The sequence below is a fragment of the Parendozoicomonas haliclonae genome, assembly GCF_900174585.1.
GTDB classification, from domain to species: domain Bacteria; phylum Pseudomonadota; class Gammaproteobacteria; order Pseudomonadales; family Endozoicomonadaceae; genus Sansalvadorimonas; species Sansalvadorimonas haliclonae.
In genome coordinates, this window is the sequence record NZ_FWPT01000003.1 from 469545 (window position 1) to 482274 (window position 12730).

At 52.9% G+C, this 12730-nt stretch carries 13 protein-coding genes and 6 tRNA genes; 7 read left to right on the plus strand and 12 right to left on the minus strand.

Features of this window, described 5'->3' with window-relative positions; genetic code table 11:
• Window positions 1–20: 20 nt before the first annotated feature.
• The 7 genes from EHSB41UT_RS08535 to EHSB41UT_RS08565 all read right to left on the minus strand — a co-directional run bounded on the left by EHSB41UT_RS08535 (window position 21) and on the right by EHSB41UT_RS08565 (window position 2206).
• Window positions 21–1295 carry a uracil-xanthine permease family protein gene (locus EHSB41UT_RS08535; RefSeq protein ID WP_415837445.1) on the minus strand — a complete coding sequence of 425 codons (1275 nt, stop codon included), beginning with the start codon at window positions 1293–1295 and terminating at the stop codon, window positions 21–23.
• A gap of 148 nt (window positions 1296–1443) precedes the next feature.
• Window positions 1444–1520 (minus strand) — tRNA-Arg (locus tag EHSB41UT_RS08540).
• A 26-nt stretch (window positions 1521–1546) separates the two neighbouring features.
• A tRNA-Arg gene (locus tag EHSB41UT_RS08545) sits at window positions 1547–1623 on the minus strand.
• A gap of 173 nt (window positions 1624–1796) precedes the next feature.
• A tRNA-Arg gene (locus tag EHSB41UT_RS08550) sits at window positions 1797–1873 on the minus strand.
• Window positions 1874–1901: 28 nt separating this feature from the next.
• Window positions 1902–1978, minus strand: a tRNA-Arg gene (locus EHSB41UT_RS08555).
• A gap of 28 nt (window positions 1979–2006) precedes the next feature.
• Window positions 2007–2083: transfer RNA gene (locus EHSB41UT_RS08560), tRNA-Arg, on the minus strand.
• Window positions 2084–2129: 46 nt separating this feature from the next.
• Window positions 2130–2206, minus strand: a tRNA-Arg gene (locus tag EHSB41UT_RS08565).
• Window positions 2207–2378: 172 nt separating this feature from the next.
• On the opposite strand from EHSB41UT_RS08565, the gene EHSB41UT_RS08570 reads away from it, so the two are divergent.
• The 3 genes from EHSB41UT_RS08570 (at window position 2379) to EHSB41UT_RS08580 (ending at window position 4325) form a co-directional block, all read left to right on the plus strand.
• A complete protein-coding gene (locus tag EHSB41UT_RS08570) occupies window positions 2379–3026 on the plus strand; it encodes an HAD family hydrolase (RefSeq protein WP_087108750.1) in 648 nt (215 codons plus the stop codon).
• 109 nt (window positions 3027–3135) lie between these two features.
• Window positions 3136–3702, plus strand: a complete 567-nt coding sequence (gene efpL, locus EHSB41UT_RS08575; RefSeq protein WP_087108751.1) for an elongation factor P-like protein EfpL — start codon at window positions 3136–3138, stop codon at window positions 3700–3702.
• 14 nt (window positions 3703–3716) lie between these two features.
• Window positions 3717–4325 carry a YjaG family protein gene (locus EHSB41UT_RS08580; protein ID WP_133060448.1) on the plus strand — a complete coding sequence of 203 codons (609 nt, stop codon included), beginning with the start codon at window positions 3717–3719 and terminating at the stop codon, window positions 4323–4325.
• Here the strand turns inward: EHSB41UT_RS08580 and EHSB41UT_RS08585 are convergent.
• The gene (locus EHSB41UT_RS08585) at window positions 4322–4927 is read right to left on the minus strand and encodes a hypothetical protein (protein WP_133060449.1); all 606 of its coding nucleotides are present in this window, start codon (window positions 4925–4927) and stop codon (window positions 4322–4324) included. The genes EHSB41UT_RS08580 and EHSB41UT_RS08585 overlap by 4 nt on opposite strands.
• Window positions 4928–5249: 322 nt before the next feature.
• Between EHSB41UT_RS08585 and EHSB41UT_RS08590 the strand changes: the two genes are divergently transcribed.
• The 4 genes from EHSB41UT_RS08590 to EHSB41UT_RS08605 all read left to right on the plus strand — a co-directional run bounded on the left by EHSB41UT_RS08590 (window position 5250) and on the right by EHSB41UT_RS08605 (window position 8622).
• Window positions 5250–5453, plus strand: a complete 204-nt coding sequence (locus EHSB41UT_RS08590; protein WP_087108757.1) for a DUF2788 domain-containing protein — start codon at window positions 5250–5252, stop codon at window positions 5451–5453.
• 141 nt (window positions 5454–5594) lie between these two features.
• Window positions 5595–7292 carry an acyl-CoA dehydrogenase family protein gene (locus EHSB41UT_RS08595; protein WP_087108759.1) on the plus strand — a complete coding sequence of 566 codons (1698 nt, stop codon included), beginning with the start codon at window positions 5595–5597 and terminating at the stop codon, window positions 7290–7292.
• A gap of 94 nt (window positions 7293–7386) precedes the next feature.
• A complete protein-coding gene (locus tag EHSB41UT_RS08600; RefSeq protein ID WP_087108761.1) occupies window positions 7387–7833 on the plus strand; it encodes a VanZ family protein in 447 nt (148 codons plus the stop codon).
• 12 nt (window positions 7834–7845) lie between these two features.
• On the plus strand, window positions 7846–8622 hold the full coding sequence (locus tag EHSB41UT_RS08605; RefSeq protein ID WP_087108763.1) for a lipopolysaccharide kinase InaA family protein: 777 nt from the start codon (window positions 7846–7848) through the stop codon (window positions 8620–8622).
• On the opposite strand, the gene EHSB41UT_RS08610 is transcribed toward EHSB41UT_RS08605, so the two are convergent.
• The 4 genes from EHSB41UT_RS08610 to EHSB41UT_RS08625 all read right to left on the minus strand — a co-directional run bounded on the left by EHSB41UT_RS08610 (window position 8597) and on the right by EHSB41UT_RS08625 (window position 12275).
• Entirely contained in the window at window positions 8597–9205 is a 609-nt protein-coding gene (locus EHSB41UT_RS08610; RefSeq protein ID WP_133060450.1) for a hypothetical protein, read from the minus strand. The genes EHSB41UT_RS08605 and EHSB41UT_RS08610 overlap by 26 nt on opposite strands.
• 52 nt (window positions 9206–9257) lie before the next feature.
• Complete coding sequence (nfi, locus tag EHSB41UT_RS08615) at window positions 9258–9962, minus strand: deoxyribonuclease V (RefSeq protein WP_207626594.1); 705 nt, start codon at window positions 9960–9962, stop codon at window positions 9258–9260.
• Window positions 9963–10095: 133 nt separating this feature from the next.
• Window positions 10096–11526 carry an ATP-binding protein gene (locus EHSB41UT_RS08620; protein ID WP_087108768.1) on the minus strand — a complete coding sequence of 477 codons (1431 nt, stop codon included), beginning with the start codon at window positions 11524–11526 and terminating at the stop codon, window positions 10096–10098.
• A 56-nt stretch (window positions 11527–11582) separates the two neighbouring features.
• Window positions 11583–12275: a response regulator gene (locus tag EHSB41UT_RS08625; RefSeq protein ID WP_087108770.1), complete on the minus strand. Its 693-nt coding sequence runs from the start codon at window positions 12273–12275 to the stop codon at window positions 11583–11585.
• Window positions 12276–12730 lie beyond the last annotated feature (455 nt).

Here is a 12730-nt window from a genome sequence, read left to right on the forward strand (position 1 = left end):
CAGGTGCCGGATAAAAGGAATTACTTCACTTCGCGACCAGTATACTGATCTTCACCTTCATCATGAGGCAGAACCAGATTCAGAATCACCGCGAGGATGGCACACAGGCTCACACCTTCCAGAGCCAGACCTTCATACAATTCGATAGACAAGCCACCCAGACCCAGCACCAGAACCATGCCGACAATGACCAGGTTACGAGGTTTGGCCAGATCCACCTGCGCCTTGATCATGGTATTCAGACCAACCACCGCAATGGAACCGAACAGCAGCACCATAATGCCACCCATAACCGGTGTAGGAATGGTACCCAGGAAACCACCGACCTTACCGATAAAGGCAACACAGATAGCGATACCGGCAGCCCAGGTCATAATCACCGGGTTGTAGGCCTTGGTCAGCATGACTGCACCGGTCACTTCCGAGTAAGTGGTGTTAGGTGGACCACCGAGGAAAGAGGCGAAGGAGGTTGCCAGACCATCACCCAGCAGGGTGTTCTGAAGACCAGGCTTTTTCAGGTAGTCCTTACCAGTCACCGAGCTGATGGCCAGCATGTCACCGATATGTTCAATCGCCGGAGCAATCGCGACCGGAATCATGAACAGAATGGCGTTCATATTGAATTCCGGCGTGGTGAAATTCGGCATGGCCAGCCAGGCAGCTTTGTGGAAGCTGCCAAAATCAACCACACCAAAAGCCATGGACACCAGATAACCGGTGGTGACACCCACCAGAATAGGAATCAGCTTGAGCAGCCCCTTGGCAAACACAGCCGTTACCAGTGTGGCCAGCAGAGAAATACCGGCAATCAGAAGCGAGGTATCAGGATCAATCGACTTATTCGCGGTACCGTTCACCATATCCACAGCCGCACCAGCCAGCCCCAGACCAATCACCATAATCACCGGACCTACAACGACAGGCGGGAACAAACGGTAAAGCACACCGCTGCCGCGCACGCGCACCAGCAGACTCAGCGTAACGTAGAGAAGACCGGCAGCCACCAGCCCCCCCATGGTAGAAGCGATGCCCCAGGTGCTGACACCGTAGGTAATTGGTGCGATAAAGGCGAAAGAGGAAGCCAGGAAAATAGGCACCTGACGGCGGGTCACCAGCTGAAAAATCAGGGTGCCGACACCGGCAGTAAAGAAGGCAACGTTGGCATCAAGGCCGGTCAGAATGGGAACAAGAACGAGAGCGCCGAAGGCAACGAACAGCATTTGTCCGCCCATCATGGCCTGACGGAGTACCGAAGAATCCGTGGCATGGAGGTTTTGCTGGGTCATGTTTTCCATATCCCTTTTTTTTATGAAACGAGTTTAACGAGCTTTCATAAATAAGGAAATGGCAGAAAGAGCCTAATAATAAGCTCACTTTGAAACGAGGCAGCCAACATAAGACGCTGACCGATGGCGAAGATGAAGCTTCGCAGAAGAAAATTTATGGCGCGACCGGGAGGATTCGAACCTCCGACCGCCTGGTTCGTAGCCAGGTACTCTATCCAGCTGAGCTACGGTCGCACATAAAATATAAAGCAGCGTTGAGATGGCGCGACCGGGAGGATTCGAACCTCCGACCGCCTGGTTCGTAGCCAGGTACTCTATCCAGCTGAGCTACGGTCGCCCTTTCAACGGCGGCAAACTATAGAGATTCACCCTTTCCGAGTCAACCGTGTTGTCCGCACATTTTCCAGGAATCATCATTTCAACAAAAACGACAGATACAAAAAAGCCAGCGCAAATAGGTAGCGCTGGCTTACTCAATAAAGAAAAGGGAGGGGTATTGAGATAAAAAAATGGCGCGACCGGGAGGATTCGAACCTCCGACCGCCTGGTTCGTAGCCAGGTACTCTATCCAGCTGAGCTACGGTCGCGCAAAAACAACAATACAAAAACAAAATATGGCGCGACCGGGAGGATTCGAACCTCCGACCGCCTGGTTCGTAGCCAGGTACTCTATCCAGCTGAGCTACGGTCGCGCAAAAACAACAATACAAAAACAAAATATGGCGCGACCGGGAGGATTCGAACCTCCGACCGCCTGGTTCGTAGCCAGGTACTCTATCCAGCTGAGCTACGGTCGCATAAATCATCAAACATCTATCTTTCATAACGGCTAACGCCATAAAATGGCGCGACCGGGAGGATTCGAACCTCCGACCGCCTGGTTCGTAGCCAGGTACTCTATCCAGCTGAGCTACGGTCGCTCCGTCATGAGGCTGCGAACTATAGGGACAGCCCTTCCGCGAGTCAACCTCGTAAAACCGAAATACGACACAATGCAACTTTCCGAGAGAAGACGTGCGGCAATTCCGATTGCCTCTCATTGTGTCAGCCAGCAAACTGACCACAGACCTTATACAAGACACTGGTTTAACCATGCTGACTTTGCTCAACAAGCTCAACGCCTATAAACATATTATCTGGGACTGGAACGGCACCCTGATTGACGATGCCTTCCATACCATGACCGTAGTCAACGAGCTGCTGACCGAGCAGGGCTTTGCTCCTCTCACTCTGGAGCAGTATCGGGACAAGTTCTGTCATCCGGTCATCGACTTCTATACCGATATTGGTCTGAACGAAGACGTCATCCCGTTCGACCAGCTCTGCCTGCGCTTCAACGAGATCTACAGTGATCTGCGTAAAGACATCACCCTGCATCAAGAAGCTCAGGAAGTGGTGCGCCAGATTGCCCAGGGCAGCTGGACTCAGTCCATCCTGTCGGCCGCACCAGAAAACCTGCTCAAGCAAGGTGTCGAAGAACACGGCCTGACCTGCTGCTTCAACCATATCTACGGTCTGGACAATATGCGTGCCGCATCCAAGATTGCCCGCGGACAGGAGCTGATCCGCAACTCCGGTATCGCCCCAGCGGAAACCATTTTGATTGGCGATACCGACCACGACTTTGAAGTGGCCGAAGAGCTGGGCATCAATCTGGTTTTGATTGCCCAGGGACACCAATCCTTCGAGCGCCTGCTGGCTCTCCATCCGGACACCCTGCCGCAACTCCGGGCCGCATAAGATCAGTTCTGTTGACGTTAATTAAGGTGGCTTCGCACGCCGAACGTCAACAGACTCCGTTTATCCTTTATAATCCGCACTTTTCGTATAGACCGAGAACATCAGCGCTATGCCAGCAGCCAATGAACTGAAAAAAGGCCAGATTGTCGAGATCAACGGCCAGTACTATCAGGTCAGAACCTTTGAAGCCAAAAGCCCATCCTCCCGTGGCGCCTCAACCCTCTACAAGATCCGCTTCAATCAGGTACCAGGCGGCCGGAAGCTGGAAGGTTCTTACACCGCCAACGACCAGTTCCCATCCGTACCTCTGCAACGTCGTGAAGCCTCCTTCCTGTACCGGGACGACAACCTGTTCACCTTTATGGACAGCGAAGACTACAGCCAGTACAGCCTGGGTGAAGAAGAGCTCGAAGGTCAGCTGGAATACCTGCTGGACGGCATGGAAGGCATCACCCTGCTGATTGTTGATGAACAGCCTCTGGCGATCGAGCTGCCGCAGTCCGTCATTATGGAAGTGGTTGAAACCTCTCCGGCGATCAAAGGTGCCAGCGCCTCCGCCCGCACCAAGCCAGCCCGCACGCCAACAGGTCTGGAAGTGCAGGTTCCGGAATATCTGGAACAGGGTGAGATGATCAAAATTAACACTGAAACCGGCAAGTTCATGTCCCGGGCCTAAGCAGGAGAAGTTTGTTGATTAACCCAAAAGTAATGGCGGGGCTGGGCAAGGCTCTAGCCGACTTCAAACCCTGGCAGCTCACGGCATTCTGCACGGCAACTGCACAACGCAGCCTGCCAAACTATGCCCTGTTCTCCGATGTGACAGAATTTGGCGACACCGCCGAGCTAACCCACACCCTGAACATGCTTTGGGACTTTATTGCCGGCCAGCAGTCAGCCAAAAACTTTGAGCGACTGCTGGAGCGCCTTGAAGAGCAGACTCCGGATGTTCAGCAGTTTGATATGTATGGTGTGTATCCGGCCCTGGATGCGATTGTTGCGCTGACGACAGCTGTCCACTGTGCCATGGAACCTTCAGTGGACGATGCCACCTGCAATGCCAAGCTGACACTATCCACTATTGGTCGGTTTATTTCCCAGATCGAAGTGCCGGAACTGAACGGTGTTGAACTGCATCAGTACATTGATGAACATCCACTGATGCTGCAGCATCTGGACTTTCTGGATGAGGCCATTCGCCTGCTCAGCACCGGTAAGCCCAATGCCGAGCTGAAGAAGGCCTTGCGCACTCTGGCCATTAATGATGGCACCAGCGAACTGGGCATCAGCCTGGAAAGCTAGCCGATTCGGGCCTCGAACAGACTGTGCAGCTTTTGCTGCACAGTTCCCGCCAGCCGCATAAGGCGTCCACTGTCGTAGTTCTGCAACCCCTGACCATCCACATAATAGATCGCCACCGTTGCCAGTCGGCTTTCAAAGTCGCGAATATCATCCAGGTGAATCACCGGTAGAAACAGTCGTTCTTCATTACGATACCCTGCCAGAATACGCTTTAGCCCCGCCATAAACGGCAGAGTACGGGAAGGCGCCAGCCGGTTACGACCAGGCACCTTCAGATACAGACCATCACCACCCACGCACTCACCGGGCATAACCCGGATACCACTGTCTTTTACAACGGCTTCTGGGATACCGGCAAAGACACCATCCCCTTCAATCCGGTAAGAGACACTGTCACCACCACATTCAGGAAACTGAAAGCTGTAACGGCTGAACAAGCTGTTTTCCACAGGTGAATACAGACACATCATGGCCGCGAAGCGTTCAAGAAAACGCATCTCATCCTGCCGGGTCAGCAAAGCTCCCGGATTCCATTGCAGCTCTCCTTCTGCAATTACACGTTCCCATCCTCGGGCATGTTCGCTCAGAACATCGTCACCCATGGTCAAACACACTTTTAGACAAACTACTTTGGTAAAAGCATTTTCCTGACCAAAACTGACAACACCTTCTCCAGAGCGTGCCAACAAGCGCCTAATCGCATTGATTTTGTGAACTACTCCACACTCCCTGCCCGACAACTTCATAAGGCTGTTATCAACAGATCATGACACAGCAGCCTGAATCATATCCTACAACTGGAAACCACTGACCTTTTCTGTCACCCGGTAACGCCCAACTGACAGAAAAATGCATACACATCCTTCAGCCGATATAATCCCGCCCATAAAATCATGCTGATTAGAACAATAACCGGAGTACGTAGTGGATATTGCCGAGTTTGAAAGCCTGATGCTGACCTTGCTGATTCCCGCCCTCATCCTGTTTATGGGATTTATCGTCTGGGATATCGCCCGCAAGCACAAAGCCGGAAAGTTTGGCACATTTATCCTGTTCTTCACCCTGGGTTTTGGAGTGCTGGGCTTTGCCATCAAGAAGGTCATTGCCATGAATCTTGGTCTGGACTGAAGCATCTGATACGCAAAAAAGCTGGCACACCTACTGCCAGCTACAACGCTTTCTACGCCAGTCATTCTGGAAGAAAATCCCACAGCCGATCGGACAGCTACCTCTTATAATGCCCTTATAATAACGAGGCGGTATGATCCAATGACTTCCCAATTCCGTGCCACATCTCAATCCTCAAGTGAACAGCGTGCCATTGAGCAAACCCATGAAGTATTCAATCAGGTTCCCGAGCTGAACAACTGGAATCTTTACAGCTCCGATAAGGCCCTGCAGGATGCCCTGCATCGTGAAGGTGGAAGCTGGGGTGAGGCTGAGACGCAAAAGTATGGTGCTATTGCCGGTGGTGAACTGTTTGAGGCAGGCTTTCTGGCCAATGAGAACCTGCCGGTTTTCCACAGCCATGATCGCTTCGGACACCGCGTTGATCTGGTCAAGTTCCACCCGGCCTACCACCAGCTGATGGATTCCGCCATCAGCCACGGGCTGCACGCCAGTCCGTGGACACAACCACAGTCCGGTGCACATGTCGTCCGCGCTGCCCAGATGTATATGCAGAACCAGGTAGAAGCCGGACACTGCTGCCCGCTCACCATGACTTTCGCCGCCGTACCTGCCATTCAGCTGCAGCCGGATGTTGCCGAACTCTGGCTGCCGAAAGTCACTGCCAATGTGTACGACCCAAGCAACAAGCCCTGGTTTGAAAAACAGGGTGTCACCATTGGCATGGCCATGACCGAGAAGCAGGGCGGTACCGATGTTAGAGCGAACACCTCCCGCGCCACCCCTCGTAACAAGCCCGGTCCCGGCCAGCTGTACGATATTGTTGGCCACAAATGGTTCTGCTCCGCTCCCATGTGCGATGCCTTCCTGACCCTGGCTCAGACCGAGAAAGGATTGAGCTGTTTTCTGATGCCGCGCTGGCGACAGGATGGCAGCAAGAACACTATGGAAGTGCAGCGCCTGAAGGACAAACTGGGCAACAAGGCCAACGCGTCGAGTGAAGTGGAGTTCCGCAATGCCGAGGCCTGGATGCTGGGAGAAGAAGGTCGCGGTGTTGCCACCATCATTACCATGGTGGCGATGACTCGTTTCGACTGCATGGTGGGTTCTTCTGCCCTGATGCGTCAGGCCGTGGCTCAGGCCACTCACCATTGCCAGTACCGCGAAGTCTTTGGCAAGCCGCTGGCTCAACAGCCATTGATGCAGAATGTTCTGGCGGACCTGGCGATTGAAAGCGAAGCGGCTATGGCCATGACTCTGCGCGTTGCCCGTGCTCTGGACAACCAGCACGATAAACAGGAACAACTGTTCTCCCGTATTGCTGTAGCCATTGGTAAATACTGGATCTGCAAACGTGCGCCTGCGCATATCAACGAGTCACAGGAGTGCCTCGGCGGTGCCGGTTATGTTGAAGAAACCATTCTGCCTCGTCTGTATCGGGAAGCGCCGGTCAACTCCATCTGGGAAGGCAGCGGCAACGTCCAGTGCCTGGATGTTCTGCGCGCCCTGAATCGTCAGCCGGAAACTCTGGAAGCTCTGTTTACAGAATTGAACCGTAACCGGGGCATAGAAAGCCGACTGGATCGCAGACTGGATCGCCTGACCTCCTCCATGAATCGTCTGGCCAGCAACCCGGCGGAACTGGAGTTTGGTGCCCGTGGCATTGTTGAGGATATGGCTTTGTGCCTGCAGGCGAATGTTCTACTGGATGGCAACAGTCAGGTCGCCGAAGCCTTTGCCGCTGGCCGACTTGGGGAACAGCCGTCACTGACTTATGGCACCCTGCCATCATCCGTGAAGGTGAGCGATCTGCTGCAGCGGGCAACGCCAGCTCTGTAAGAACGCTGTCAGGAATGGCATTCCCGAAGAAACCTGTGTAAGTTTGTGCCTGCTACTACAAATGACAATACTCGGCAGGCACAGATTTAACTTCATGGAACCGGCAGTAAACCAATCCCAGACATCTTCACCACAACTGATTGATGCCTATCTTACCCATCAACGTCTGGTGTCACTGGCCCGCATTCTGCTCCCTACCCTGATTATTATCATTACCACGCTGGCCCTGATTCCACCGGAGCAGGTTCCGATGGCCAGCCTTGGTGACAAGGTTCTGCATGCTGGCGCCTTTTTCTCTCTGGCCGCCCTTGTCGATACCGCTTTCCCCAATACCGGCTGGAGCTGGAAGAAATTTATTGGCCTCACCGCCTACGGACTGGCCATAGAAATAGCCCAAAGCTTCCACCCTTTGCGTACCTTTGCATTAGATGATCTGGTGGCCGATATGGCTGGCCAGGGCATCTATGTGATTCTGATTCCTTTATTTATTCGCCTGCCGGTCACTCGTTTACGCTGGCAACAATCCACTGAAAAGATATAAAACAACAATAAAATGTCCCTGCTCTTCCCCGACATCAGTACGTTTTTCGACAACCAGATTGAGTCTGCCCTGAAGGCCCATCAACTGGACTCCTTTGACGCTCTCTGGAACAGTGAAGAGAACTGGATTGAAGAACCTAATAAAAGGCGAAACGGCTGGAGCGGGGTTTCACGACTGGAACTGCCTGACAGCAGCGCTCCCCGCCTATTTATGAAACGGCAGGAAAATCACAATACCCGTACCGCCATTCACCCTATCCACGGTGTACCCACCTACCGTCGGGAACTGAACAGCATCCAACTCTTCAAAAAACACAATATTCCCACTCTTACTCCGGTGTATTACGGGGAGAGAATCAAAGACGGAAACCATCAGGCCATATTGATTACTCTGGCGCTGGATGATTATCAGGATATGTTTGCGCTACAGGCGACAGGTGACAAACAGAAAATTCTGGCGGCCAAGAAAAAGCTGGCGGAGGAAGTCTGGCAAATGCATCGACAGGGTCTGGCCCATTACTGCCTCTACCCCAACCATGTATTTGTACGCTTTGAAAATAATGAGCCGGAGATCATTCTGATTGATCTGGAAAAAGTGCGCCGTGATCCTCTCAAAAAACGTATGCGCTTTAAGGATCTGGAATGCTATCTGCGCCACTCGATAGATTTTACTCAGGACGAGCGACAACACTTTATCGACAGCTACATGGCCGCAGGTCCGGTACGCAGTGAGCGGGAACTACGGCGCAGGCTACAAAAACGAATCAGGGCCCAGCTTCACCCGGTTTAGCTTCGCCCTGTTTTGCCTCGGCTTTAACTTCAAAAACAATCTGCTCAGGCTCAATCTGATAGCTGATTGATTGCTGTTGATGCTCCGCCAGAAACTCAGACAAAGGCGACTGTTCCGGTACCGACATCAACAGCAGCCCATTCAGGTTTTCAGCCACCATTTTGGCCAAAGCATCCAGCACCAGCATCTGTACCAGATTGGATTCTACGGCAATATCCTTGCCGGCAATCTCTGCCTTATCCAGAAAGACCAATCCCTCAGATGGATTTATAGTCAGCATTGAGCTGCCTTCCAGCACGATAGACATCTTTCCGGACGACACCTGCCCGGCAAAATCAATATCAACAGTTCCGGGAATGACCCAGTCAACCCGACTGCGACTATCACCAAATGTGACCTCGGGTGTTTCCAGATAAAGGCTGGCACGGGCCGTGGCCGGAAGATTCACGGCAACAATCTGAGGTGAAGGGAAACCCTGCTGCACCAGCGCCTGAAAATCCTGTTGGGAAACCGCCTGCTGCTTAGACTCACCACACCCAGCCAGAAACAGGGCTAACGCACACCCGATAAAAAATCGGCTCACACCCGACAAACACGCAAAGTTCCGAAACTGACCCATTGGCTGCACCCAATAATTAGCTGTTTTCAAGATTCCATTCAGGAAGTTTTTTCAGGATACCCGATCGCCGGGAGGCAATACCATCCGCCCAGCGTGTTGGCTCCGGCAAACGATAGCCCCGACAGGCCCCGTCAACCAGCTCCACGGCCTGATCCAAAGTCACCCGATGTCCAACCGAGATATAGAGCGGTTTCACATTGTTTCTACTGCGCAGAACCGTACCGATCACCTCATCACCATCCAGCAACGGTGTGGTCGATCCTTTCATTGCAGCCACATCATCATGCCTGCCGATCAGCCGACTCTTGGCAACCCCAATCGCAGGCACATCAAGTAATACGCCGAGATGACAGGCCACACCAAAGCGCCGAGGGTGAGCCATGCCCTGCCCATCACAGAATAACAAACCGGGTTTAGTAGTGAGCTGCTCCCACGCTTTTAGTACAGCGGGACACTCGCGAAAGGAGAGAAAACCGGGAATATAGGGAAATGTCGTGGGCACACGGGCAATGGTGTACTCAACCAGCTCCAGAGAGGGCCAGCGATGAACCGTTATCACCCCACGGGTTAAAACAGAGCCATCACCCTGCTTTTCAAAACCGACATCAACACCTGCCACAAATTCGGGCATTGCAGGCAGCGGAGCAACAATCACATCGGCACGCAACAGCTCTTGCACTTTTCGGGCCTCTGCGGCACTGACAGGCCAGGGTTGATTCACAACCACCTCACCGGACCAACATCCATCGTTATCGGAAAGCAGTATACCGGCTTGCCTCCTAAAAACAGCAAAGGCCGGATAAACTCCATCAATTGAGCTTATCCGGCCTTACAAAACACGGATTGAGGAAATCTTAGTTACCCGTCACTGGCAGAGTAATCAGCATTAACAGACCCGGCTCTTCATTCCTCGCCACAATGGTTCCGCCATGTCCTTTAACCGCCGCCCGGGCAATGGCCAGACCGAGGCCTGTTCCCCGGTTATCACCACCGCGGGTTTCATCGACACGGTAGAACGGCTCAAACAACTGCTCAACCGTATCCTCCGGCACACCCGGACCATAATCCCGCACAGCAATCTCGACCCGATCACCACTCTTGCGCAGGCTGACTTCAACCACACCATCTTCGGGGGTAAAGCGAATAGCATTACGCACCAGATTTTCTACAGCGCTGACCAGCCAGTCCCGATCACCAAAGAACATACATGGCTGACAGGCCACCAGACGCACCGAGCGCAGGTTGGCTTCCGCTTCAAAGTCGGCATCATCCACCAACTCCTGAATAGCCTGATCCAGCGGGAACCAGGATTTGGAGCGAATTGAAGAGGTGTTCACCATCCGCGACCAGACCAGAATCTGGCCGATCATTGCGTTCAGGTGATTAATATCCCGTTCCATACGTCCATGTTCAGTCTCAGCCCGATCGCCAGCCTTGGAGCGGGCCAGTGCCAGTGCCAGCTGCAGGCGGGTCAACGGTGTACGTAATTCATGGGACACGTCGCGCAGCAAACGCTCCTTACTCTGCACAATGACCTGCAGCCGTTCCGCCATGGCATTAAAATCACGACAGAGTTCACCTATCTCATCGCCACGGCGAGTCAGAGGTTCCGGCAGACGCGTCTGGAAATCACCGGTGGCGATCTCCCGCACCCGAGCCTGCACAACCTGCAGAGGCCGCAACATGATCGCCAGCAACACACAGAAACAGGCACTACCGATCAGAGAGATCAGGATCAGAACCGGGTAGGTTTGCAGAATATCGAACAGGCGCTCCCACAGCATGACCTTACGCTGCCAGATCATCATCACTTTGAGATTCAGGTCACCATACTTCACCGCGACCGGACCAACACCGGTCAGGTTTCCGCTGGTTACGACGGTGGTATCCGGACTGCGCAGCAACAGTTGGGTCATTTTCAGTGTGTAGGACACCGATGACGGGTCAACACCCAGCCACAATCCAGTATCACTGGTAATCACCACCCGGGCATTGCCCGGCAGGGCATGTTCATCCTGAACAATTTTCACGGCCGTTGGTATCAGAGTCCCAAGGCTGATTTCATGCTTGAGTTCATCGGAAAAGTCATCCAGAACGCCAATCAGCACGTTGCGCGTCGGCAGCTCATGGTATGGCGCAACGGTCACAGAAATGGCCACCAGCAATGCCCCCAACAGCAACAAAGCTGACAGGGTGAACCACATAATGACTTTTTGGGTAAAGCTCTGCACACCGCCAAGATGACTGGCAAGCGTACAGATATGCGGGGAGTGTCTATCGAACATGAAAATTCACAATTCCCGGCAAAGCCGGGAACCTAAGAACTCAGACAGTCTGAGTATCAGTCAACAATATAGAAATAGCCGGCACCGCGAACGGTCTTCAGGCGTGGACGATTATCCGGCTTGCTGCCGATCTTGCGGCGCAGGTTGCTGACATGCATATCGATGGCACGATCATGCAGGGTCAGACGACGGTTCAAAGCCAGCTGAGTGAGCTCTTCACGGGTCACCAGCTCACCGGCTTTTTCCACCAGCGTTTTCAGAACAGTAAATTCCGTCGCGGTCACATCAACGGCCTGACCGGAACGCAGTACTTCGTGGTTGGCCAGGTTCAGCACCAGGTCATCGATCTGCAGCTGACGGCGGCGACCGCGCTCACCCTCTTCCGGCATGCGCATACGACGCATGATCGCCTTCATACGAGCAACCAGTTCGCGGTGGTTGAACGGCTTGGCCAGATAATCATCCGCACCGATCTCCAGACCGACAATACGGTCTACATCATCACCGCGGGCAGTCAGCATAATGACCGGAATATTCGACTTGTGACGAATAGTACGCAGCACATCGAAACCGTTCAGGCGCGGCAGGGTCACATCCAGCAATACCATGCTGAACTGACCACTGAGTGCAGCCTCAGCACCATCTACACCGTTATGTACTGCAGAAACCTGAAAACTTTCAGTCCGCAAAAATTCGACCAGAAGCTCGCAGAGCTCGAGATCATCATCGACCAGGAGAACATCGATCATTGTTCAGGTACTTCACACAGAGGTTCGAGGAGATAGCAGGTTAAAAAATCCGGCCCAAGTCTTATAAAACATGCACATATAACGCCTGTACATTTTATGCGGACTATCTTTTGCGTGCCTCTAGATTTCGTAAAGAGTCTGTCAACCGGAGACTCTATTGACCAGTGTCAGCTTTATCAGCCGCTTCAAAATCAAGACAACATGCGTCGTAAGGGACCACAACGCAAACGGTAAGGATTGGCACGCAAAAATCATTACGTATTTACCAACAGGAAAACCGTAAAAGCTGGCCTAGACTACCCCCAGTGATTACCGTAGCCTCGAGAGATTATGCATCCCTGTCTCGGTCTCCCTTTCAAGGCCGGGTTTATTCCCATAAATAACTACAATTCATCCGGTGTTTACCGGTGCAGGTTATCCCTGCTACCGCGTTACACCAGAACAAAAGCGGATTG